The sequence below is a fragment of the Micromonospora sp. CPCC 205739 genome, from assembly GCF_036906795.1.
Lineage (GTDB): Bacteria > Actinomycetota > Actinomycetes > Mycobacteriales > Micromonosporaceae > Micromonospora.
The window spans coordinates 129,316-152,935 of sequence record NZ_JBAKHS010000009.1 but is presented as its reverse complement, the minus strand read 5'-3'; the positions used below and the strand labels follow the sequence as shown (position 1 = coordinate 152,935).

Genomic DNA, 23,620 nt, shown 5'->3' with positions numbered 1-23,620 from the left:
CCGTCGGGTGCGGTGCCGGGCGCGCGATGGGCGGCTCACGACCCGTAGACCTTGACTTCCTGCACGTCGATCTTGAGGTCGCTCGCCGGCAGCTTGGTGATCCAGAAGAGCAGGTACTGGTACTTCTGCTCCGGGTTGAACCCGTTGAAGGTCATCGTGGTGCCGTCGTGCTCCTCGAACGGCTGACCGATCTGGTTCTTGTAGCTCGCCACGAGCTGCTTGTCGCCCGAGGAGCTGGACGGGAAGTCGCTCGTGCCCCAGAACAGCTCGGCGGAGGCGCCGGTGGAGGAGAGGATGGCCTGCACCGACTTCACCGTGCGCGGGGCGCCGAGGTCGATCAGGACCCCCATGCCCTTCTTGCGGTTGCCGAAGTTCGCGGTGGTGTAGGTGTCCGTGCCCCAGCCCTCGTCCTCGTCGCCGTCGATGACCTTCTCGGCGTCGTCGAGCTCGTCGCGGAGCTTGCTGTCCGGGTCGATGATCCGGACTTCCTCGACGGGAAGCTTGCGCACGACGGGCGCGGGCGCGCTGGCCCCGCTGGACGGGGCGCTGTTCGTCGGCTGGGCGACCGGCTCGGTGTCGGGCGACTTGTCGTCGCCGCCGAGCGCGCTGATCCCGATGAGCAGACCGACCAGGGCGACCGCCAGTAGGCCGGCGATGCCCACCGCGACCTTGCGCCCACCGGCGGCGGCCAGCGGGGACGGGTCGTCGCCCGGGTCCGCGGTGAACCGGATCGTGCCGGTTTGGTCGAGGAAGTGGTCCTCGGTCGGCACGTCGAGCCGGGCCAGTTCGGCGGCGAGCACGTCCGACGAGGGCGGGGCGATCTCGGCGTCGAGCAGGTCCATGGTCAGGTCGTCGAGGTACGCCGGCACACCGGCCCGGACCTGCCGGGGCGCGGCGATCGCGCCGCTGGCGTCCCGGACCGCGTCCGGGATGGCGGCCCGGCCGTGCCCGGCGGTCGCGCCGCGCAGCGGGGCCTCGGCGTGCGGCCAGTGCCCGGTGAGGGCGAAGTAGAGGATGCCGCCGACCGCCCGGATGTCGTTCTCCTGGCTGTCCGCGCCGTCGGTGCGCGCGTCGGCCAGCACCACCCGGCCCTCGTCGCTGATCATCACGGTGCCGGGGTGCACGTTGCCGTGCACCATGCCGGTGGCGTGCACGGCGGCCAGCGCGCTGGCGACGGCGTTGCCGATGGCCGTGGCCCGGGCCGGGTCCAGCGGCCCGTCGGCGACCATCTCGCGCAGGGAGAGGCCGTCGACCCACTCGCGGACGACGTAGGCCCGCTCGTCCTCGTCGATCGCGTCGTAGACGCCGACCAGGTTGGGGTGGATCACGCGGCTCGCCGCCACCGCGGCCTGGAGCATCTCGGTGGCCGAGTCGCCGCCGGGGTAGCGCAGCACGACCGCGACCGGTCGGCGCAGCACGACGTCGACCCCTCGCCAGACCAGTCGCCCGGCGCTGTCGTTGTTGATGTGCTCGACCAGCTCGTACCGCTCGGCGAGGATCTCACCGGCCGTGGGAGCACCGAAGGTCATGACGGGCGGAGCAGTCTCCTCCGCCTCCTGACCCTCGCCGACCTGGGTCACCCGTCCTCCCTCGGTGATCGTGTCGATCGATGGACCCGCGCTGCTGGGCATGTGGCTTCCCGCTCTGCCGTCGAAGGAACCGACCGGCGTGTCGACGCGTACGTCGAACACCTGCCGTGTCCGTCGAGAGCGACCTTACCCGGACCACCCGTCATACCGACATGTCATCTTCCCGCCGTACCCGGCGACGTGCCGGATGTGGACGACCTCGCCCGGTTACGACCGTTGTCGGCCACGTTGCTGGCACATGTACTAGCCAATCTAGAGGTTGACCGCAAGTAGTCGTAGCAGGGGCCGGTCCGGGTGTGGCAGTCCGCCGACGTTCGACGAGGTTCCCTCCGAACGGCCCTCCATACTCAGCCGTACGGTTGGTTGTCCACAGGCCGATCCGGTTGCTGACCGGGGAAACGCGGAGTTATCCACAGCCGCATCCCCAGGCTGGTGATCCTCGTTCACGCTCCGTGCCGGCAGCCCGACGCCGTCCGGTCGACTCAGCGGCCGAGCCGGCGGCGGACCATCCCGACCACCTCGGTGATCTCCCCGATCCGCAGCACCATGGCCAACCCCAGGTACGTCACGCCGATCACCGCGCCGCCGACCGCCAGCTGGACCGCCGCCGCCAGCCAGCCCAGGTCGGCCGGGTCGCCGGGGAGCAGGCTCACCACCAGCAGGCCGACCAGCGCCGCCCCGAGCGCGGCGACGACCACCTTGCCCATGGTCCGCATGATCCCGCCGAGCCCGATCCGGCCGACCCGCGGCCGGAGCAGCATCGCGGAGATGACGGCCGCCGCCACGTACGAGATCGCGTTGCCGAGCATCATGCCGGCCGCCGCGAAGGCGGGCGAGAAGACGACGAAGAGTCCCACCTGGAGCAGCACCCGCAGCGCCACCACCGGGATGTTGATCAGAGCCGGGGTGCGGGTGTCCGGCAGCGCGTAGAAGGCGAAGGTGAAGAGCTGGCTGATCGCGAACGGCACCAGCCCCACGGCCGCGACCAGCAGCACGGTGGACGTGGCCCGGGCGTTCTCGGCGTCGAAGGCGCCGTACTGGAAGACCACCCGGGAGATCGGCCCGGCCAGGACCGCGTAGCAGACCGCGATCGGGGCGAGCACCGCCGTCACCATCCGGGTGCCCCGGGCCAGGTCGGCGGTGACGTCGTGGAAGCGCCCGTCCGCTGCGGCGGCGCTCATCCGCGGCATCAGCGCGGTGATGATCGAGACGGCGATGATGCCGTGCGCCATCATCAGCAGCAGGAAGACGTTGTTGTAGATCAGGATTCCGGCGCTGTCCTCGCCCGCCGCCCGGGTGAGCAGGTTGACCACCACGAAGAGCCCGAGCTGGTTGACCGCGACGTAGCAGAACATCCAGGCCCCGAGCTGGGCCAGCTCGCGCAGCCCCAGCTCGCGGAAGTCGAACCGCCACTTCCACCGGAAGCCCACCTTGCGCAGCGCCGGCAGCAGCCCGGCGGCCTGCACCGCCACGCCGAGCAGGGTGCCGCCGCCGACCAGCAGGATCTGGCCCACGCCCAGGTCGCCGGGCTTCAGCGCCTCGGCCCCGTAGATCAGGATGTAGAGGCCGAAGACGCCGATGACCACCAGGTTGTTCAGGATCGGTGCCCACATCGGCGCGGCGAAGTGGCCCCGGGTGTTCAGCACCGCGGCGATCAGCGCGCTGACGCCGGTGAAGAACAGCATCGGCAGCATCAGGTACGACAGGCTGGTGACGAGGTCCGTGTAGTCCTGGTCCTTGCCGCTGGCGTAGATGGCGGTCAGCGCTGACGCCGACGTCACCGCGATGAGCGCGGCGGCCGCCAGCGTGATCACCGCCAGGCTGAGCAGCCGCTGCGCGTACGCCTCGCCCCGGTCGGCGTCGGCCTTGCTGCGGCGGACCAGCACCGGGATCAGCACGCTGGTGAGCACGCCGCCGAGCAGGAACTCGTACACCTGGTTGGGCAGGAACTGCGCGGTGGTGTACGCGTTGCCGACCAGGTTGCCCAGCGCCGCGCCGATCATCAGGTTGCGGATGAAGCCCGTACCCCGGCTGATCAGGCTGCCGACCGCCATCACCGCGCTGTTCGCCGCGGCGCTGGCCTCCCCCACCTGCTCCGGCGGCGGCGCGGTGGCCTCCACCGCCGGCTGGTTCAGCGGCTCGGCGGAGATGAAGGTCGCCTCGTCGGTCGGCGGGATCGCACCGTCCGGCGTGGCGTTCGCGCTGCGGTAGAGCCCGCCGCTCATCTCCTGCCTCCAAGGGGGTACGTCGGAGCCGGACGACCGGCCCGCACGCCCAAGACCTTAGTCAACGCCGCCCTCATACCCGCGCCCGGCGGATCAGATCCCGCCCCGGCCCGATAGGCTGGCGATCCCATGTCCGAAGCTGCCTCCGCACCCCACGCCGCCGACCGCCGCGAGCTCACCGCCGCGCAGCGCAACGCCGTCGCCGAACTGCTCCGCGTGTCCCCGGTCGCCGACGAGCTCGGTCGCCGCTTCGCGCGCGCCGGGCACGAGTTGCACCTGGTGGGTGGTTCCGTCCGCGACGCCCTGCTCGGCCGGCTCGGCGAAGACCTGGACTTCTGCACCGACGCCCACCCGGACCAGACGCTGCGGATCATCAAGGGCTGGGCCGAGTCGATCTGGGAGACCGGCCGCGAGTTCGGCACCATCGGGCTTCAGCGCGACGGGCTCCGGCTGGAGATCACCACCTTCCGCGCCGAGGCGTACGACCAGGTCAGCCGCAACCCGATCGTCGAGTACGGGACCAGCCTCAGCGAGGACCTGCGGCGGCGGGACTTCACCATCAACGCGATGGCGGTCAGCCTCCCCGACCACCGGTTCACCGACCCGCACGGCGGCCTGGACGACCTCGCGGCCAAGGTGATCCGTACCCCCGGCACGCCCCGGGAGTCCTTCGGCGACGACCCGCTGCGGATGCTGCGGGCGGCCCGCTTCGCCGCCCAGCTGCGCTTCGCCGTGCACCCCGACGTGCACGAGGCGATGACCCGGATGGCCGCCGATCTGGACCGGATCACCGCCGAGCGGATCCGGGACGAGTTCACCAAGCTGCTCTGCGGCGCCGACCCGATCACCGGGCTGCGGCTGCTGGTCGACACCGGGCTGGCCGAGCGCTTCCTGCCCGAGCTGACCGGGCTGAAGCTGGAGATCGACGAGCACGCCCAGCACAAGGACGTCTACGAGCACACCCTCACCGTGGTCAGCAATGCGGTCTCCTTCGAGACCGACGGCTGCGACTTCGTGCTCCGGATGGCCGCGCTCATGCACGACGTGGGCAAGCCGGCCACCAAGTCGGTCGGGCCGGACGGCCGGGTCAGCTTCCACCACCACGAGGTGGTCGGCGCCCGGCTGACCAAGGCCCGGATGAAGGCGCTGCGCTACCCCAAGGACGTGACCGCGCAGGTGGTCGCCCTGGTCGCCCTGCACCTGCGGTTCTACGGGTACGGCCGGGGCGAGTGGACCGACTCGGCGGTGCGCCGGTACGTCACCGACGCCGGTGACCTGCTGCCCCGGCTGCACAAACTGACCCGCTCGGACTGCACCACCCGCAACCGCCGCAAGGCGGCCCAGCTCGCGGCGGACTACGACGCGCTGGAGGAGCGGATCGCCCGGATCGCCGCCGAGGAGGACCTCGCCCGGGTCCGCCCCGACCTGGACGGCAACGCGATCATGGAGCTGCTCGGCGTACCGCCGGGGCCGGTGGTCGGGCGGGCCTGGCAGTACCTCAAGGAGCTGCGCCTGGAGCGCGGCCCGCTGGAGCGCGACGAGGCCGAGGCGGAGCTGCTGCGCTGGGCCCGCGAGCAGGGCCTCATCGAGCAGAGCTGACGCCGAGGGCGCCGTCCACCAGGACGGCGCCCTCGGCGGTCGGTCAGCGGGTCTCGACCGCGCTGCCGTCGACCGCGGCCTTGCCGTTGCCCGCCGACTGCGAACCGCCGGCGGACGCCGAGCCGAGCCGGGCGAGCAGGCCGGGCAGGTCGATGCCGGTGAGGTCGGAGCCGAGCTGGAGGCCCTGCGCCACGTTACCGGCCACCGACTTGGTCAGCGACGACGCGCCGTCGGTGGAGATGACGGTCATCTTGTCGATCGCCCCGATCGGGGCGCTGGCCGCCTCGACCACCTGCGGCAGTACCTTGACCAGCAGGTCCAGCACGGCCGCCTCGCCGTACGCGGCGAACGCCTCCGCCTTGCGGGCCATCGCGTCGGCCTCGGCCTGTCCCTTGGCCAGGATGGCCGCGGCCTCGGCCTGACCCTCCCGCTCGACCGCCTCGGCGATCGCCGAACGCCGGCGCTGCTCCGCCTCACCCTCCTTGGCGCCCTCGATCGCGTTCGCCTCGGCGAGCGCGGCCCGGCGGGCCCGCTCGCCCTCACCGGTCAGCCGGGACTGCTCGGCGGCGGCCTGGGCGGCGGCGATGACGGCCTGCCGCTGCGCGTCGGCGTTGAGCACCGCCGCGTTGCGGGCCGCTTCGGCCTCCTGCTCCACCTTGTAGCGCGCCGCGTCGGCCGGCTTGCGCACCTCGGTGTCGAGCTGGCGCTGCTTCAGCTCGGCGTTGCGCTCGGCCACCTTCTGCTGCTCGGAGAGGATCGCCTGGTCCCGCTCGGCCTGAGCGAGCGGGCCGGCCGCCGCGGACCGGGCCTTGGCCGCGTCGATTTCGGCCTGGATTCCGGCCTGCTTGAGCGAGAGGTTCCGGTTCGCCTCGGCGATCGCCTCCTCGGCGAGCAGCCGCTCCTGCTCGGCCTGCTGGCGGGCGCGCGCCTCGGCGATGGCCGCGTCCTTGAGCACCCGGGCGGCCTCCGGCCGACCCAGGTCCTGCAGGTAGGAGCCCTCGGCGAGGATGTCCTGGAGCTGGAAGGTGTCCAGCACCAGACCCTGGTTGGTCATCGAGTGCTCGGCCTCCTCGGCGACCGCGCTGGCGAACGCCGCCCGGTCCCGGATGACCTCCTCGACGGTGAGCCGGCCGACGATCGAGCGCAGCGCGCCGGCCAGCACCTCCCGGGTGAAGTTGTCGATCTCGTCCTGCTGGTGCAGGAAGCGCTGGGCGGCGGCGCGGATGGCGTCCTCGGTGCCGCCGACCTTGACGATCGCCACGCCGTGCAGGTCGGTGCGGATGCCCTGCTTGCTCACCGCGCCCCGGATGCCCACGTCGATGCGGCGGCTGGACAGGTCGAGCGACTGGAGCTTCTGGACCACCGGCAGCACGAAGACCGAGGCGCCGAGCACCACCTTCTGACCGGACATGTCGGTGGAGCGACCACCGTCGGCGGTCTGCGTGGTCCGGCCCTTGCGGCCGGTGACGATGAACGCCTCGTTCGGGCCGGCGACCTTGATCCGGGAGAGCACGAAGAGCACCAGGACGAGCGCCAGCAGGACCGCGCCGCCGACGGCGATGACAAGGGGCATGGGCAGTTCCGTCTCTGCGAAAGGGGGTGAGGAGGGGGTGGTCAGTAGGTCTCGACGTGGACGCTGGTCTCGCTCAGCGCCTGCACCACGAAGATCTGCGCGCCGACCGGGATCGGGTGGTCGGCGCGGGCGTTGAGCTTCACCGGCTGGCCGGCCACGCGTACCCGGACCTCGCCGTAACCGACGGCGGGTACCGGGGTGACCACCAGGCCGAGCGCGCCGACCAGGTCGTCGCGGGTGGGGGTGGGGTCGGTGCGCATGTCCCGCGCCGCCCGGCTGAGCCGGGCCGCGAGCCACGCGGTGGGCACGGCGGCGACTGCGCCACCGGCGACCGCCGCCGCGATCATCCCCGGGGTACGGCCACCGACCAGCTCGTTGACGATCGCGGCGCCGAAGCCGAAGGCGCCGAGGAAACCGCCGACCGCCTCGACCGACACCGGGCCGTCGATGTCGGCGAAGTGGAGCAACTCGGCGCCGAGCAGGGAGAGCGCCAGCACGGCGACGCCCGCCCCACCGATGATCAGAAAGATGAACGTCCCCGTGGCCACGACCTGCACGGTATCGACGTCGCGCAACATTCCCGCGTGATCATTTCGGCACGGGTCGGTTGCCGGGGCGGCTTCTTCGGCCCTTCCCAGGGCCGTCGCGACGAAGGCGGGTGGCCCGCCCGTCGTACCGGCGGGGAAGAATGGCCGCCATGCGCTGGACCGTGCTCGACTCGCCGATCGGGGAGTTCTCCGTGGCCACCGATGACGAGGCGGTGTGCGGCGCGCACTTCGGCCGGGTGGAGTCGGGGGTCGACGAGCCCGGTGACGAGCTGGCCCGGCGGGCGGTGGCGGAGCTGCGGGCGTACTTCGCCGGGGAGCTGACCGACTTCGGGGTGCCGGTGGCGGCGCGGCGCGGCTCCGAGTTCGAGCGCGCGGTCTGGCGGGAGATGACCCGCATCCCGTACGGGGAGACGCTCACCTACGGCGAGGTGGCCCGGCTGGTCGGCGACCCCGGTGCCGCCCGGGCGGTCGGGGTGGCCTGCAACCGCAACCCGATCCCGGTGCTCGTGCCGTGCCACCGGATCGTCGGCGCGGGCGGCAAGCTGGTCGGCTTCGGCGGCGGACTGCCCCGCAAGGTACGGCTGCTGGAGCTGGAGGCCGGGGTCGCCCTGCGACGCGCCTGGTCCTGAGTCTGAAAAATTGTTGCGCCCGACTGCAACCTGATCGTCCGATCAGGCGTTCCCCCGGCATAAGGCATCTCGATCACCGGTACGACCGAGGCGCCACTCGCCACCACCACATGGGGGACACAGCGTGAACAAGGACCAGGACAGCGCCATCGGCCGTCGCCGCCTGCTGCGTCGGGCGGGCACCGTCGCCGCCGGCCTCGCCGGCGCCGCCGCGGTGGGCGCGGCCGCCGCCGGCCCCGCCCACGCCGCACCGGGCGACCCGGTGCTCCAGGGGCAGGTCAACGAGGCGGGCACGCCCACCACGCTGCGCGGCGGCTCGGCCACCTCGGCCACCCTCCGACTGGAGAACTCCACCATCACCGACGACGCGGGTGTCGAGGTCGCCAGCCCGGCCCTGCGGCTGACCCCGAACGGGGAGAGCCTCAACCAGAAGTCCGAGATGGGCTCGATCGCGATGGATCGTTCCGGGACGATCTGGGCGGTCACCAGCGAGGCCATGCCGTCCGAGACGGGCAACTTCGTCGAGTACATCCGGACGGAGACGAACAGCAACCAACTGGTGCCGGTCGTGCCGCAGCGGGTGATCGACACCCGTACCGCCGCCGGTCGGGCCCGCATCGTGAACCCGGCCGGCAACCTGGACAGCTCGGGCCGGCTGATGCGCGGCCGCACCATCCAGGTCAACCTGGATGAATTCGTCTACTACGGTCAGGCCGTGTACGGCAACGTGACCGTCACCGGCGCGCTCGCCGCCGGGTTCCTGCAGGTCTACCCGCACTCGGTTCAGCGTCCGCCGGCGTTCTCGACGATCAACTTTCAGGCCGGCCAGACGCTGTCGAACTTCTTCCTGACCGGGATCAGCCCGGTGATCGACTACATCTCCGTGCACGCGCAGCAGACCACCCACGTGATCCTCGACGTGGTGGCGTTCGTCGTCGCGGGCGGCCGGGTCAACCCGGCGATCCTGCCCACCGACGATCCACTGGCGGCGGAGGACCGGCGGACGCAGCTGGCCCGGCGGACCAAGCCGTCCTGGGCCAAGTAGCCCCCGCACGTACGCGACGAGGGCCGGGTCCGTGTGGACCCGGCCCTCGGCCGTGCTGATGGTCAGCGCGTCAGCGCTCGACCTCACCGGCGATGAAGGCCTCGACGGCGGCGTGCGCGTCGTGGTCGGCGTACTGCACCGGCGGGGACTTCATGAAGTACGACGAGGCGGACAGGATCGGGCCGCCGATCTTGCGGTCCAGGGCGATCTTCGCGGCGCGGACGGCGTCGATGATGACCCCGGCGGAGTTCGGCGAGTCCCACACCTCGAGCTTGAGCTCGGCGTTGAGCGGGGTGTCACCGAAGGAGCGGCCCTCCAGGCGGATGTAGGCCCACTTGCGGTCGTCGAGCCACGGCACGTGGTCCGACGGGCCGATGTGCACGTCGCTCTTGCTCATCTCGTGCGGGATCTGCGAGGTCACCGACTGGGTCTTCGAGATCTTCTTGGAGACCAGGCGGTTGCGCTCCAGCATGTTCATGAAGTCCATGTTGCCGCCGAAGTTGAGCTGGTACGTGCGCAGCAGCTCGACACCGCGGTCCTCGAAGAGCTTCGCCAGCGCGCGGTGCACGATGGTGGCGCCGACCTGGCTCTTGATGTCGTCACCGACGATCGGCAGGCCCGCGTCCTCGAACTTCTTCGCCCACTCGGGGTCGGAGGCGATGAAGACCGGCAGGGCGTTCACGAACGCGCAACCGGCGTCGATCGCGGCCTGGGCGTAGAACTTGTCGGCCTGCTCCGAGCCCACCGGCAGGTAGGACACGACCACGTCGACCTGCGCGTCACGCAGCGCCTTGGCCACGTCGACCGGCTCGGCGTCGGACTCCTCGACGATCTCGCGGTAGTACTGGCCCAGCCCGTCGAAGGTCGGACCGCGCTGCACGCTGACGCCGGTCGGCGGCACGTCACAGAGCTTGATGGTGTTGTTCTCGCTGGCGACGATCGCCTCCGCGAGGTCCATGCCCACCTTCTTGGCGTCCACGTCGAACGCCGCGACAAACTCCACGTCCGAGACGTGGTAGTCGCCGAAGGTGACGTGCATGAGACCCGGGACGCGGTCGTTCGGGTCGGCGTTCCGGTAGTACTCCACGCCCTGAACCAGGGACGAGGCGCAGTTACCCACACCGACGATGGCGACGCGGACGGAGCCCATAGCGTCTGCCTCCTTCTTCTTCATCACGGCCGCTCTTTCCTGGACTCTCCAGGCGGGGGCGGGCTGTTGTTGTCTCGTCGGCCGCCGGCCGTCCCGGGTTGCGGGACTGTCGGGGCACGGCCGGAGCGCTCGTTGGCGATGAGCTCCTCCAGCCAGCGGACCTCGCGCTCACAGGCGTCGAGCCCGTGGCGTTGCAGTTCCAGGGTGTACGCGTCGAGGCGCTCGGCCGCCCGGCCCAGCACGTCACGAAGCCCTTCGCGACGTTCCTCGATCGTGCGTCGGCGACCCTCCAGGATCCGGAGTCGGGTCGCCTGGTCGGTCCGGGCGAAGAACGCGAAGTGCACGCCGAAGCCCGTGTCGTCGTACGTCTCGGGCCCCGCCTGTGCGATGAGCTGGGCGAAGCGTTCCTTGCCATCCGCGGTGATTTTGTAGACCACCCGACCTCGTCGGCTGGTCAGCGCGGGAACCTCCTCGGCGGACGCGGGTGTCTCGGCGGCCTCGGTGATCCAGCCCGCCGCCTGCAGCCGGCGCAGGGTCGGGTAGAGCGAGCCGTAGCTGATCGCCGCCCGGATGGCACCGAGCTTGGCGGTGAGCTCCTTGCGGATCTCGTAGCCGTGCATCGGTGACTCCTGCAGGAGGCCGAGGATGGCGAGCTCGAGCACGGGCCATCCTTCCTACCCCGGGTGCAGGGACGTTAACCGCCTCGATGTATCGGACCGATACATCGCACGTTAGTACCTCACCAGCGATCAGGGCAAACCTTCGCTTCGGGATGTTTCTGTCACTCATCGTGACGGTGGTCGCCTCACCCGGCGGGACCGCGTACCCTTCACCGCATGCGTACGGCGCGCCAGGTGGTGGACTACTCGCTCCAGAAGCGGGCGGTGCTGCGTGAGCTCCTCGCCGGCCGGGTCGGTACGTACGACGTCTGCGACGCCTCGCCGTACCTGAAGAACGCCGCCCGGTTCCACGGCGAACCCACCGAGGAGCGCTGCCCGATCTGCCGGAGCGAGAACCTCACGCACGTCCACTACATTTACGGGGACGAACTCAAGCAGTCCGCCGGCCAGGCGCGCACGTTGGCCGAGTTGCCCGCGCTGGCGATGACGCTGCGTGAGTTCCAGGTCTTCGTGGTGGAGGTGTGCCTCGGCTGTGACTGGAACCATCTCGTCGAGCAGTTCCTGCTCGGCCGGGACGGGCTGGCCGAGGGCGGGTCGGAGTCGGGTGCGGTGGGCGGCGTGACCGCCCCCGGGGCCGGGCCGGCCCAGGAGCGAAGGCGAGAGGCGCAACGGTGAAGCTGGCTGGACCGGTCGCTACCGGTGCCGTCGACGACGGCCCCCCCGCCCGGCAGCTACCTGGCCCGATAGGTCCGAATAGTACGTATACAACGGTCCCGCTCCGGTCCCACCATGAGCGGGCGTCACGTGTGTCAACTCACGGCAACCCGGTGGTGGCGCCCCCGCGTCCCACCGCGACCGGCAGGGTGTGAGGAATGAACTCGTACGGCGATCCCAGTTCCCCGCGTGCGCGGGCCCAGGTACCGGGCTCGAACGGTGACCCCGGCGTGGCTCCGGCCGGCCGGGCCTCGGTCGGCGGCGCGCCCGCCGGTCGGGCCTCGGCGGCGGTGCCGCCGCCGCGCGCGACGGGAGCGTCCGGCGCGGCCTCGGTGGGCCGCGCGGGCGCGGGACGGGCCTCCGTGCCGGTCTCCCCGGCACCCGGCGGGCGACCCGGCGCCGGACGCGCGTCCGTCCCGGTCTCCCCGGCACCCGGCCCGGCCGGCCGCGCGTCGGTGGGCGTGGGCTCCGCCGGGCGGGCCAGCGTCGGAGCGGCGGCCGTCGGCGGCCGGGCAGCGGTGGCCCGCGCGGGCGTGGCGCCGGTCTCCGGCGGTGGCCCCGGCGGCCCGGGTGGTCCCCACGGCCCGGGACGCGGCGGCAGTGGCGGCGGACGCGGGCCCCGCGACCCGGACGCGGTGGCCCGGGCGAAGAAGCGCAAGCGGGTCAACATGCTGATCGCGGGCTTCGCGGTCTTCATCATGCTGGCCGGCATCGGCGTGATCGGGTTCACCTACTACTCGACCAGCGTGGTGCTGCCCAACCAGATCAACCTGCCGCTGGCCACCACGATCTACGCCGCTGACAACAAGACGATCATTGCCAAGGTGGGCGAGCAGAACCGCACCTTCGTCTCGATCGGCCAGATCCCGCCGCACGTGCGGGACGCGGTGGCGGCGGCCGAGGACAAGAACTTCTACCGCCACTCCGGCGTGGACTACAAGGGCATCGCCCGGGCCGCCTGGAACAACCTCAGCGGTGGCGACAAGCAGGGTGCGTCGACGATCACCCAGCAGTACGCCCGCAACGCCTACGAGAACCTCCAGGACGACTCGTACGCCCGGAAGGTGAAGGAGGCGATCGTCGCCTCCAAGCTCAATGATCAGTTCACCAAGGAAGAGATCATGGAGCACTACCTGAACACCATCTACTTCGGCCGGAACGCGTACGGCATCGAGGCAGCCTCGTACGCCTACTTCGGCAAGTCCGTCTCCAAGGTCGACGTGGCGGAGGCCGCGGTGCTGGCGGCGTTGATCAAGCAGCCGGAGCCCAGCCTCACCCCGGGGGGCCACAAGGGCTACGACCCGGCGGTCAACCCGACCGACGCCAAGCTCCGGTGGGACTACGTCATCAACAACATGGTGAGCGAGGGCTGGGTCGACGCGGCAAAGCGCCCCACCGCGTATCCCAGCAAGACGCTGCAGACGCCGAAGGAGTCGAGGGCCGGCCAGAAGTTCGGCGTCAACAACCCGATCGGCAACGTCGTCAACTACCTCGTGCCGGAGATGCGGGAGAAGAAGCTCTGCACCGACAACGAGGCCGAGGCGACGGATCGCAAGCCGCTCTGCTCGCTCATGCTGAAGCAGGGCGGGTACCGGATCCGGACCACCATCGACCCGAAGGTCCAGAAGGCGATCACCGGCGCGGCCCAGCGCAGCACCAAGGGTTCGGAGCTGGAAGGCACCAAGAAGAACCTGATGGCGGCCGTGGTGTCGATCGACCCGCGCAACGGCCGGGTGCTCGGCTACTACGGCGGTGACGACGGCACGGGCACCGACTACGCCGGTAAGAACACCGACGCGAGCGGCAACGTCACCGGTGGCCACTCGCCGGGCTCGAGCTTCAAGATCTACACCTTGGCCGCGGCGATCGACGCGGGCAAGGCCATCGACTCGCGCTGGAAGGGCAAGGCCTTCAAGCCCGACGGCGTGCAGTTCCGGGTCAGCAACGCCGGCACCGACAACCCCCGCTGCGGTGACTCCTGCACGCTGCGGGAGTCGACCTTGCAGTCGCTGAACGTGCCCTTCTACCACGTCAGCCTCGACATCGGGCCGGACAAGATCGTCGACATGGCCAAGCGGGCCGGCGTCAGCATGATGTGGCAGACCAACACCAACCCGCCGAAGGGTCACGACCTCACCAAGGCGGACGCCAAGGACCTGGCGCCCGACCCCTTCTACCACGTGGTCTCCTACGGTCAGTACCCGATCACCGTGCTCGACCACGCCAACGGCATCGCCACCTTCGCCAACAAGGGCGTCTACAACAAGGCCCACTTCCTGCTGTCGGCCGAGAAGCAGAACAAGAACACCGGCAAGTGGGAGAAGCTCGGGGGCGAGCAGCTCAAGCCCCAGAAGCGGATCAACCCCGACGTGGTCGCCGACGTCACCAACGTGCTGGAGGACTACCCGGCCAAGGTTCAACACTCGCTCGACGGTGGCCGCAAGGCGACCGCCAAGACCGGTACGTGGGAGCTCAAGGAGGGCACCAACGAGAACGGTGACGCCTGGATGATCGGCTACACCCCGCAGCTCGCCACCGCCGTCTGGGTGGGCAACAAGGGCAAGCGGGAAGCCATCAAGATGAAGGACGGCCGCAACATCAGCGGCTCCCTCATGCCCGGTGACATCTGGGAGCGGGTGATGGACGACTCGCTCAAGGGCGAGGAGAAGATGGACTTCCCGCCGGCGGCGAACATCGGCGACAAGGAAGCGGGCAACGGCACCCCGCCCCCGCCGCCGCCGCCCCCGCCGACCGACCCCGGGCAGCCGCAGGACTGCGGCCTGTTCTGTCCGCTGAACCCCAACGGCGGCGGGAACCAGGGCCCGGACACGCCGAACGATCCCCGCGGACCGGGCGGTGGCGGCGACAACGACGGTGGTGGTGGTGGCGGCATCCTGCCGACCCTGTCACCCCGCCCCCGGGAGTAACCACCCGTGACACCGCCGACGGCGGCCGGACCTCAGGGTCCGGCCGCCGTCGGCGTTCGACGACGCGGTCGCGCGTCGATTTTCTTCAACGCCGCGCCACGGGACGGGACGAAGACCCCGGGCGTACGGCAGGATGCCTCTTCATGAGCACCCAGTCGACGGCCGGCCTGGACGACTCCGGGACCAGCGACCACCCGTCCCGGTCGGACGGTTTCGTCCGTGGCGTCTCCGAGGTGATCGGCGGCCCGCTCGGCGACCACGCGGTCGCGCTGGACCGGCCCGCCGGTCGGGAACGACGCTTCTGGACCGCCACCCGGATCGTCCTCGCGCTGGCCTGCCTCACCCTGGCGCTGCACTGGGTGCAGAAGTCGCCCTGCCAGGACGGCGCCTGGCAGAACAACGTGCAGTACACCCGGCTCTGCTACACCGACGTGCTCGCCCTCTACTACGCCGAGGGGCTCAACGAGGGCAAGGTGCCCTACCGGGACCACCCGGTCGAGTACCCGGTGCTCACCGGCTACTTCATGGGCGCGCTCGGCCTTCCGGTGCACAGCCTCGGCGCCGACGACCCGCAGCTCAACCAGGGCCAGTGGTTCTACAACCTGAACGCGCTGACGCTCAGCGCGCTCGCGGTCGCCACCGTCGCGGTGATCCTCGCCCTGCGGCGCCGACGACCCTGGGACGCCGCGCTCTTCGCGCTGGCTCCGGCGCTGCTGCTCACCACCACCGTCAACTGGGACTTCCTCGCCATCGGGCTGGCCGCCTTCGGCCTGGCCGCGTGGGCCCGCCGCCGACCCGCGCTCGCCGGGTTGCTGCTCGGCCTCGGTGGCGCCGCCAAGCTGTGGCCGCTGTTCCTGTTCTGGCCCATCCTGCTGCTCGCGTTGCGGAGCGCCCGGATCCGTGCCGCGCTGACCGCCATCGGCACCGGTGCGGCGGCGCTGATCGTGGTCAACCTGCCGGCCGCGATCCCGTACCACGACAACTGGAACCGCTTCTTCGAGCTGAACAGCACCCGGCCCATCGACTGGGGCACGCTCTGGTACATCGGCCGGTACCTGGACGGCAAGGTGAACAGCGGCGTGGCCGGTGACCAGGGGCCGTTCCAGTGGTTGAACGCGCACATCCCGACGCTCAACATCCTGTCGTACGCGCTGTTCATCCTGGCCTGCCTGGGCGTGGCCGCGCTGGCCCTGCTGGCGCCCCGCCGTCCCCGGCTGGCCCAGCTCGCCTTCCTGGTGGTCGCCGCGTTCCTGATCTTCAGCAAGGTCTGGTCGCAGCAGTTCGTGCTCTGGCTGCTGCCGCTGGCGGTGCTGGCCCGTCCCCGCTGGGGCGCCTTCCTCGCCTGGCAGCTCGCCGAGGTCTGCTACTTCACCGCCTTCTACGGCGAGCTGCTCGGCGCGGCGACCAGCCGGCCGGTCTTCCCCGAGGGCGTGTTCGTGCTGGCCTCGACGCTCCGGCTGGGCACCGTCGTGCTGCTCTGCGTGCTGGTGATCCGGGACATCCTGCACCCGGAACGCGACGTGGTGCGGCGCACCTACGCCGACGATCCGGACGGCGGGGTGTTCGACGGCACCCCCGACGCCCCCTGGCTCGCCGACCGCCGCACCGCCCGGACGCCCGAACCGCTGGCCGCCGCCGCGACCTGACGACCCGAGCCGCGCTCAGAGCCGGAAGACCACCGCGTCGCCGACCTCCTCGCGGGTGATGCCGAGCTGGTCGACCGGAGAGTTGACGGTCACCTCCCACGGGGTGCCGACGATCTGGTCGCGCAGCAGCACCACGTTGCGGACGCCGAGGGTACGCAGGTAGTCGACGCTGGTCTGGTCGGGGAAGGCGAGCGTCACCCGGCGTACCTCGTCGAGCTGCGTGGGGGTGAAGCCGCTGCCGCCGTTGACCACGTCCGGGAACGTGCTGGTGGACCAGAGCATCACCGGCTGGTCGAGGTTCTGGCTGCTCGGCAGCACCAGCATCGGGCCGTCCACGGTCCGCATCGCCACCGGCTGCTCCGGCACCACCGGGTGCGGCGTGGCGTTCAACCCCTCTGCGAGGACCAGCAGCACCGGCAGCAGGACGGCCACCCGGAGCCACGGCGACGGCCGGTACGGGGCACGCTCCGCGGCGATCTCGCCCACCCGCTCGGCCAGGGCGCTCACCGCACCGGCGGCGAGCAGGCCGAGCAGCAGGGTGGTCCAGAGCATCATCCGGCCGGGGGTGCGCAGCCCGTTCCAGCCCGGCAGATACTCGAAGAGCAGGCCGTAGGTGAAGGTGCCGTCGAAGAACCGGGTGCCCATGGCCAGCACCATGGTGACCAGCACCCCCGCGAGCAGCAGCAGCCGGTGCCGCAGCCGCCAGACCGAGAAGAACAGGCCGCCAGTGGCCAGCGCGTAGAGCACGAAGCCGGGCAGCAGGGTCATCTCCGGGTGCCACGGCAGCGTCGCCCGCGCCCCCTCGTGCAGCCCGCCCCAGACCCGGGACTCTGCGGGAGCGGTGAAGAAGCCCGACGCCGGGGGCGAGTAGATGCCGATGTCGGCGAGCGTGCGTGCGGCGTTCGGGTGCAGGTCGGCGACCTTGAAGTACGGAATGGCCAGCAGCGCGCCCACACCGGCGAAGAGCAGCCCGCCGACCAGGTCGGCGACGAGCAGCCGGGTGCCGAACGGACGCTTCACCGGCCGGATCACCCAGCGCCGCAGGAACCAGGTCGTCGCCGCGACCAGCACCGTACCGGCCAGCACGTACGCGAACGGCAGGCCGATGCCGAAGCCCAGGCTGAGCTGCCAGGCCGCCACCATCCAACCGGTGTACGTCCAGCCCTCGTGCCGCCGCTCCGGGCGGTAGCCGTACCGCAGCGACCAGCCGTGGCCCCGGGCCAGCATGGCCAGCGCCAGCGGGATGCCGCCGTTGGAGACGATGTGCAGGTGCCCCGCCTGGGCGAGCAGCCACGGGGCGTACGTGTAGCTGACCCCGGCCACCGCGGCACCGGCCCGGCCCGCACCCAGCTGCCGGGCCAGCGCGTACGCCCCGAACGTGGCCAGCGCGTGGGCCAGCACGAACATGATGTTGTAGCGGAGCACGGCGGCCTCGGGACCGGTGCCGATCATGCCGGCCGGGGCGTAGCCGAGCAGCATGTCCGAGAAGGCGAAGCTCCACTGCTCCGGGAAGAACGTGTTCGAGTGGAACAACTGCGCCGGCTCGGTCCGCAGGGCATGCCCCGACCAGGCCATCTGCCAGGCCTGCAGGCTCGGGTCCCAGTAGTCCTGGGGCAGGGTGTAGAGCGGGTAGCGCAGCGTCGGCCAGGTCATGGCGACGGCGAGGGCCAGCGACGCGAAGGCGGCCAGCGTCCACTCGTGAACCAGGAGCCGGCCGACGGCGCGCACCGCGCGACGCGGACGGCCGGGCACCGGCTCGGGGGCCGGGGCGAACGCCGACCAGCGGTCCGGCGGCTCGGCGTCGCCGTCCTTCTTCTTGCTGTCGCCGGCGTCGCCGGTCTTCCCGCCTTGTTCGCTGTCGCTCGTGGTCTTCGTGCCGGCGGTGGCTTTCGCACTGGTGGCGTCGCCCTTTCCAGCCTGTGCGCCGTCGCCCGTAGGCTCCGTGTCGCCCGTGGCCTTTGCGTCGGTCACGGCCTTCGTGTCGGTCACGGTCTTCGTCTCGGTGGTTGCCTTGGCGTCGGTCACGGCCTTCGTGGGCTTCGTGTCGGCGGTCTTCGCGCCCTGTTCGCCGTCGCTCGCGGTCTTCGTGCCGGTCGTGGCCTTCGCCCCGGTGGCGTCGCCCTGTCCGGGGTCGGTCGCGGGCTTCGTGGGCTTCGCGTCGCCGGTCTTCCCGCCCTGCGCACTGTCGCTCGCGGCGGTCGTCGGCTTCGCGTCGGTGGTGTCGCTTCCTCCGGCGTCGTTGGTCGTGGACGTCGCGGCACCCGCGCTTCCGGCCTTCGCCGGGTCGGCGGTACCGGGCTGCGTGTCGTCGGCGGGGGTGCGTGGGCTGGTGTCCGCGCCCGCCGTCTTCGCGGAGTCGGCGGTAGCCACCTCGCCGGCGTCGGCCCGGCCGGAGGTCGGGGCTGCGGTGCCGCCCGGGAGCGTGCCGTTCCGGTCCTCGGTCCCGTCGGTCTGTCCGGTCGGCTGGCCGCCGGTCGCGTGCGTGGTCATCCGGGTCAGGCCCCCGTGCCGAGCCGGTCACGCAGGAAGGCGATGTCCGCCCCCTGACCCGCCGCCCCGCCGGGCGTCTCCACGATCACCGGGGCGTCGGCGGCGCGGATCACCGCGACCACCAGGTCCGGGTCGATCGTGCCGCCGTCGAGGTTGTCGTGCCGGTCCTGCCCGGAGTTGAAGCCGCCCTTGGAGTTGTTCGCGTGCACCAGGTCGATCCGCCCGGTGATCGCCTTGACCCGGTCGACCAGGTCGAGCAGCTCCTCGCCGCCCGCGTACGCGTGGCAGGTGTCCAGACAGAAGCCGACCTCGTAGTCGCCGAGGGCGTCCCAGAGCCGGGCCAGCCCGTCGAGGCGCCGGGCGCAGGCGTTGTCGCCGCCGGCGGTGTTCTCGATCAGCACCGGCAGGGGGAAGCCGCCGGAGTCCGCCGCGTACGCGAAGGTCTTGCGCCAGTTGTCGAAGCCGACCGCCAGGTCGTCACCGGCGTTGACGTGGCCGCCGTGCACGATCAGCCCCTTGGCGCCGATCTCCGCCGCCGCGGCCGCGTGCCCGAGCAGCAGCTTGCGGCTGGGGATCCGGATCCGGTTGTTCAGGGTGGCCACGTTGATCACGTACGGGGCGTGGACGTAGAGGTCCACCTCGGCGGCGCGCAGCCGTTCCGCGTCCTCCCGGGGTTTCGGGGCCTTCCAGCCCTGCGGGTCGGAGAGGAAGAACTGCACCGCCTCGGCGGAACGGGCGGCCGCTTCCGCCAACGGGTCGGCCTGGTCGACGTGGGCTCCGATACGCATGCAGGCGAGCCTACGTCGCCTCCCCGACGGTCGGGGTGACGGTGGCGGGGAGTCGCGGGCCCCGTTGCGTCACCGTCGGGGCGGGCGGTCGTTGACCGGGGTGGGATCGATGCTGGGCTCTTCCGCCACGGCGGCCGGGGTCACGGCGGTCGATCCCGGTGCGGGTCACCCCCCCGTCGTGCGGCCCGGCACGTCGGGGGCGGGACCCCCGGCCGGTAGCACCGGTCCCCAACAGGAATCTCGGACTAAAAGTGGTATTTCCACCTACTGGTGACGAGAGCCGTTGTACCGTCGGATAACAACAGGAAAAAGCTCCGCGGGGCGCCTCGATCCAACCTCATCGGTGTGGTCGTTCCTCCCCAGGTCCCACCCAAGGAATGCGGACGGGACGCCCCGCGGTCTCGTGGACAGGGGTCCGCCACCGGCCTTCGGGCGTCGGGGGCGGGCCCCTGTCACCACGCCCGGACGGTCGTCGGACCTGCCCGGGCATGATCGTCCGGACCGGGTATCCTGGTCCGGTTGTCCGCGTCCGGCCGGGTCCCCCCGGATCCGGAGCGGCAGCGACGCACGACCTCCTGCCACGGAAGGACCGTGGCCGCACAGCCCACAGGAGGTGAGCACGTCTTGCGTCATTACGAAGTCATGGTGATCCTCGACCCCAGCCTCGAGGAGCGCACCGTCGCCCCGTCGCTCGACACGTACCTGAACGTGATTCGGACCGCGGGTGGCTCGGTGGAGAAGACCGACGTGTGGGGCCGCCGGCGCCTCGCGTACGAGATCAACAAGAAGGCCGAAGGCATCTACGCCGTCATCGACCTGCAGGCGACGCCGGAGGCGGTGGCCGAGCTGGACCGTCAGCTGCGGCTCAACGAGTCCGTGCTGCGCACCAAGGTCATCCGGCCGGAGATGCGCTAAGCATTCAAATCCCGGTTCGCCCGGATCAGCCTCATCGGCGCTGTCGGAGGGCTCTGAGAGCCTGTACGGCAGAACTGATGAGTGCGCGAGGAGATGGTCATGGCAGGAGACACCACCATCACGGTCATCGGCAACCTGACCGATGACCCCGAGTTGCGGTTCACCCCGTCCGGTGCGGCGGTCGCCAAGTTCCGGGTCGCTTCGACGCCCCGGTTCATGGACAAGGCCTCCGGCGAATGGAAGGACGGCGAGCCGCTCTTCCTGGCCTGCACCGTGTGGCGGCAGGCGGCGGAGCACGTCGCCGAGTCGCTCCAGCGGGGCGCCCGCGTGATCGTCTCGGGTCGGCTGCGTCAGCGGTCGTACGAGACCCGCGAGGGTGAGAAGCGCACCGTCATCGAGCTCGAGGTCGACGAGATCGGCCCGTCGCTGCGCTACGCCACGGCGAAGGTGCAGAAGATGTCGCGCTCGGGTGGCGGAGGCGGTGGCTTCGGTTCTGGTGGCGGTGGTGGCCAGGGTGGCGGCGGAGGCAACTTCGACGACCCCTGGGCTTCGGCCGCGCCCTCTCCGTCGCGCTCCGGTTCGGGCGGCGGCAACTTCGACGAGGAGCCCCCGTTCTAATGGCGCCGAGCGCCCGCGATCGCAAACCAGGAGCACGAGCAATGGCCAAGGCTGCGGCACTTCGCAAGCCGAAGAAGAAGGTGAACCCGCTCGACAAGGACGGGATCACCTACATCGACTACAAGGACACCGCGCTGCTGCGCAAGTTCATCTCCGACCGCGGCAAGATCCGCGCTCGGCGGGTGACCGGCGTGACCTCGCAGCAGCAGCGGCAGATCGCCCGTGCGGTCAAGAACGCCCGTGAGATGGCGCTCCTGCCGTACACCGCCACGGCCCGCTGAGAGGAGGCACCGACATGAAGATCATCCTGACCCAGGAAGTTTCCGGTCTCGGTGCCCCCGGCGACATCGTCGAGGTCAAGAACGGCTACGGCCGTAACTACCTGCTGCCGCAGGGCTTCGCGATCAGCTGGACCAAGGGTGCGGAGAAGCAGGTCACGGTCATCAAGCGGGCCCGCTCGGCCCGTGAGATCCGCGACCTCGGCCACGCCAACGAGGTCAAGGCCCAGCTCGAGGGTCTGAAGGTCAACCTGAAGGCCCGCGCCGGTGACGGTGGCCGGCTCTTCGGCTCGGTCACTTCGGCCGAGATCGTCGACGCCGTCAAGGCGGCCGGCGGCCCGGCCCTCGACCGTCGTCGGCTGGAGATGCCCGGTCACATCAAGTCGACCGGCACCTACCCGGTGCGGATCAAGCTGCACCCCGAGGTGACCGCCACGTTCGACCTCAACGTCGTTCAGGGCTGACACCCACCGCACGACGGAAAGGCCCGCACCGGACGCCCGGTGCGGGCCTTTCCGCATTTTCCCGGCGCCGCCGGGTGGCGTCAGCCGATCGGCTGACCGGTCACCGCGCTGATCATCACGGTCGACAGTCCGCCGCCGACCACCGCCGCGGCCAGCGCCACCGTCGCCGACCGCCAGGTCGTACCCACCCGGCGCAGCAGCACCGCGACGACGAGGCTGCTCACCAGCGCCAGCCCGAAACGCGGCCCCCCGGCCACCAGCGACGCGAACGCGTGCGCCCGCGCCGAGTCGCAACCGCCGCCGCTGATGTCCGTCACGCAACCCGCCGGTGCCTGGCCGTCCAGCGTCAACAGCCACGCGAAGACCAGCGCCGCCGGCACCAGGTAGCAGGCGGCGGTGTAGAGCAGAGGGCGCAGCGGGCCACCCGGATCCGGGTCCAGCAGATCGTCCTCGAGCCGGCGGTTCCACCCTCCGCCGCCGACCGACTCGATGCGGTCGCGCCACGACGACGCGGGAACGGCGGCGGCGGGCTCCACTCGACGCCGAGGTGCCGGCCGGGGCCGGGGCGCGGTGTAGGCGACCGCCGGGGAGCGGGGTGCCGACGGCGGCGGATCCATCCACCTCGGATCGTCTCCGGCCAGCCGCGTGCCCGACCAGAACCCCTCCGGCTGCTCCGGCCAGGACCAACCCTCACCCGTCACCGGCTCCGTCGACCGGGGTGGTTCGGTGCGGTCCCAGCGGCCGACGTCGGTGCGGTCCTCCCACCGGCTCGGCTCGTCGTACCGCCCGCGCCGGGCCAGGTCGCCACGGTCCCACTGGCCGGTGTCGGTGAACCGGTCCCACTGACCGGTGCTGTCGCCCTGATCCCAGCCGGCGGCGCCACCGGCGCCGTCCCAGCGGGGCTCCGGCTCCGAGCGCTGCCAGGCGTGCACCCCGGAGGCGTCCCACGGGTCCACCGCCGGCCGGTACTCCGGCTCCGGCTCGGCCACCGGCTCGCTACGGCTCCACGAGTCGACCGCCGGACGGGACCAGCCCTCGGCCGAGGCCCGCCGTCTGCGCCGGGTCGGCCGCTCCACCTCCCGGGCCGCCGCGCCCGACTCGTCGTCGGACTCCTCGACACCGGACCAGACCACCTGTGGCCGGCGGGACGCCGACCGGCGCGGACGGGGCGTCGGCGCCGCACCGGAGACCGGATCGTCGTCGGCGCGCCGGCTGCCGACGTACCCCTGCTCCTGCGGACGGTCGAAGGTCCATTCCCGGGTGTGGTCGGACTCGGGTGCGGCGCCGATCGCCCGCACCTCGCCCCAGCTGCGCTCGCTGCGCCGCCCGGCCGAACGCCGCCCGCCCCCGGACACCGGGCGGTCGTCGTCCTCGTCGTCGTCCGGCGCGGCGTGCCGCCCCCGGCCGTCGGCGTGCGCGATTCCCGACTCCACGGCCCAGCGCGGCAGGTAGGCGTCGACCGGCTCCCGCTGGCCCCGCTCGATTGCGCGGCGGCGGCTGGGCGCGCGGTAGCGGTCGGTCGCGGAACTGTAGGGATCAGCCGGGACAGCCTCGCCGAGGTCGTCCCACGGGGCGACCGGCTGACGCTCGCGCGGGCTGCCCTCCCCGCGCTCCCAGTCCCGGTAACTCACGGCCGGAGCGTGACCCTTCTCAACCGAAAGCGCAATCCGCTGTCCAGGTGTAGCCGTTCGCAGGAGATAGTACGGGAAATCCGACCCCAAAGCTTTACCGGAAAATACCCGTCCACAGGGTGGGGATCGTGTTTCCGCAGGTCAGAGCCGAGCGGCCCAGAAATCCCCATT

19 protein-coding genes are annotated in these 23,620 nt (G+C 71.4%); 10 read left to right on the top strand and 9 right to left on the bottom strand.

The window, feature by feature from the left end; all coding sequences use genetic code 11:
- Positions 1 to 35 precede the first annotated feature (35 nt).
- Both V6U88_RS15925 and murJ read right to left on the bottom strand, forming a co-directional pair.
- The gene (locus tag V6U88_RS15925; RefSeq protein ID WP_334453750.1) at positions 36 to 1,631 is read right to left on the bottom strand and encodes a protein kinase family protein; all 1,596 of its coding nucleotides are present in this window, start codon (positions 1,629 to 1,631) and stop codon (positions 36 to 38) included.
- Between the two features lie 440 nt (positions 1,632 to 2,071).
- A complete protein-coding gene (gene murJ, locus V6U88_RS15920; protein ID WP_334453748.1) occupies positions 2,072 to 3,814 on the bottom strand; it encodes a murein biosynthesis integral membrane protein MurJ in 1,743 nt (580 codons plus the stop codon).
- Positions 3,815 to 3,943: 129 nt separating this feature from the next.
- Here murJ and V6U88_RS15915 point away from each other — a divergent pair, with 129 nt between their 5' ends.
- Complete coding sequence (locus tag V6U88_RS15915; protein ID WP_334453746.1) at positions 3,944 to 5,413, top strand: CCA tRNA nucleotidyltransferase; 1,470 nt, start codon at positions 3,944 to 3,946, stop codon at positions 5,411 to 5,413.
- 43 nt (positions 5,414 to 5,456) lie between these two features.
- On the opposite strand, the gene V6U88_RS15910 is transcribed toward V6U88_RS15915, so the two are convergent.
- Entirely contained in the window at positions 5,457 to 6,986 is a 1,530-nt protein-coding gene (locus tag V6U88_RS15910) for a flotillin family protein (protein WP_334453744.1), read from the bottom strand.
- 41 nt (positions 6,987 to 7,027) lie between these two features.
- A complete protein-coding gene (locus V6U88_RS15905) occupies positions 7,028 to 7,564 on the bottom strand; it encodes a hypothetical protein (RefSeq protein WP_334453742.1) in 537 nt (178 codons plus the stop codon).
- A 119-nt stretch (positions 7,565 to 7,683) separates the two neighbouring features.
- Here V6U88_RS15905 and V6U88_RS15900 point away from each other — a divergent pair, with 119 nt between their 5' ends.
- Together V6U88_RS15900 and V6U88_RS15895 are read left to right on the top strand one after the other, a co-directional pair.
- Positions 7,684 to 8,163 carry a methylated-DNA--[protein]-cysteine S-methyltransferase gene (locus V6U88_RS15900; protein WP_334453740.1) on the top strand — a complete coding sequence of 160 codons (480 nt, stop codon included), beginning with the start codon at positions 7,684 to 7,686 and terminating at the stop codon, positions 8,161 to 8,163.
- Positions 8,164 to 8,287: 124 nt separating this feature from the next.
- Entirely contained in the window at positions 8,288 to 9,208 is a 921-nt protein-coding gene (locus V6U88_RS15895) for a hypothetical protein (RefSeq protein WP_334453738.1), read from the top strand.
- Positions 9,209 to 9,278: 70 nt separating this feature from the next.
- Here the strand turns inward: V6U88_RS15895 and V6U88_RS15890 are convergent, their stop codons facing one another.
- The gene (locus V6U88_RS15890; protein WP_334453737.1) at positions 9,279 to 10,358 is read right to left on the bottom strand and encodes an inositol-3-phosphate synthase; all 1,080 of its coding nucleotides are present in this window, start codon (positions 10,356 to 10,358) and stop codon (positions 9,279 to 9,281) included.
- A gap of 23 nt (positions 10,359 to 10,381) precedes the next feature.
- Positions 10,382 to 11,020: a PadR family transcriptional regulator gene (locus V6U88_RS15885; protein WP_334453736.1), complete on the bottom strand. Its 639-nt coding sequence runs from the start codon at positions 11,018 to 11,020 to the stop codon at positions 10,382 to 10,384.
- Between the two features lie 174 nt (positions 11,021 to 11,194).
- Between V6U88_RS15885 and V6U88_RS15880 the strand changes: the two genes are divergently transcribed.
- The 3 genes from V6U88_RS15880 to V6U88_RS15870 all read left to right on the top strand — a co-directional run bounded on the left by V6U88_RS15880 (position 11,195) and on the right by V6U88_RS15870 (position 16,265).
- Positions 11,195 to 11,653: a DUF5318 domain-containing protein gene (locus tag V6U88_RS15880; RefSeq protein WP_334453732.1), complete on the top strand. Its 459-nt coding sequence runs from the start codon at positions 11,195 to 11,197 to the stop codon at positions 11,651 to 11,653.
- Between the two features lie 269 nt (positions 11,654 to 11,922).
- Positions 11,923 to 14,619, top strand: coding sequence for a transglycosylase domain-containing protein (locus V6U88_RS15875; protein WP_334453731.1), 2,697 nt, complete (start codon positions 11,923 to 11,925; stop codon positions 14,617 to 14,619).
- Between the two features lie 143 nt (positions 14,620 to 14,762).
- Entirely contained in the window at positions 14,763 to 16,265 is a 1,503-nt protein-coding gene (locus V6U88_RS15870; protein WP_334453729.1) for a glycosyltransferase family 87 protein, read from the top strand.
- Positions 16,266 to 16,280: 15 nt separating this feature from the next.
- On the opposite strand, the gene V6U88_RS15865 is transcribed toward V6U88_RS15870, so the two are convergent.
- Both V6U88_RS15865 and V6U88_RS15860 read right to left on the bottom strand, forming a co-directional pair.
- Complete coding sequence (locus V6U88_RS15865) at positions 16,281 to 18,755, bottom strand: hypothetical protein (RefSeq protein ID WP_334453727.1); 2,475 nt, start codon at positions 18,753 to 18,755, stop codon at positions 16,281 to 16,283.
- A gap of 5 nt (positions 18,756 to 18,760) precedes the next feature.
- Positions 18,761 to 19,543 (bottom strand): deoxyribonuclease IV, encoded by a 783-nt coding sequence (locus V6U88_RS15860; RefSeq protein WP_334453726.1) that lies wholly within the window; start codon positions 19,541 to 19,543, stop codon positions 18,761 to 18,763.
- Positions 19,544 to 20,167: 624 nt separating this feature from the next.
- Here V6U88_RS15860 and rpsF point away from each other — a divergent pair.
- From rpsF to rplI, 4 genes are all read left to right on the top strand, one after another.
- Positions 20,168 to 20,458, top strand: coding sequence for a 30S ribosomal protein S6 (gene rpsF / locus V6U88_RS15855; RefSeq protein ID WP_120328341.1), 291 nt, complete (start codon positions 20,168 to 20,170; stop codon positions 20,456 to 20,458).
- Between the two features lie 81 nt (positions 20,459 to 20,539).
- Entirely contained in the window at positions 20,540 to 21,076 is a 537-nt protein-coding gene (locus tag V6U88_RS15850) for a single-stranded DNA-binding protein (protein WP_179802407.1), read from the top strand.
- 41 nt (positions 21,077 to 21,117) lie between these two features.
- On the top strand, positions 21,118 to 21,357 hold the full coding sequence (gene rpsR / locus V6U88_RS15845) for a 30S ribosomal protein S18 (RefSeq protein ID WP_007073789.1): 240 nt from the start codon (positions 21,118 to 21,120) through the stop codon (positions 21,355 to 21,357).
- 14 nt (positions 21,358 to 21,371) lie between these two features.
- Positions 21,372 to 21,818, top strand: coding sequence for a 50S ribosomal protein L9 (gene rplI / locus V6U88_RS15840; RefSeq protein ID WP_334453724.1), 447 nt, complete (start codon positions 21,372 to 21,374; stop codon positions 21,816 to 21,818).
- A gap of 80 nt (positions 21,819 to 21,898) precedes the next feature.
- Here rplI and V6U88_RS15835 read toward each other — a convergent pair whose 3' ends face one another.
- Positions 21,899 to 23,449: a hypothetical protein gene (locus V6U88_RS15835; protein ID WP_334453723.1), complete on the bottom strand. Its 1,551-nt coding sequence runs from the start codon at positions 23,447 to 23,449 to the stop codon at positions 21,899 to 21,901.
- Positions 23,450 to 23,620: the final 171 nt, after the last annotated feature.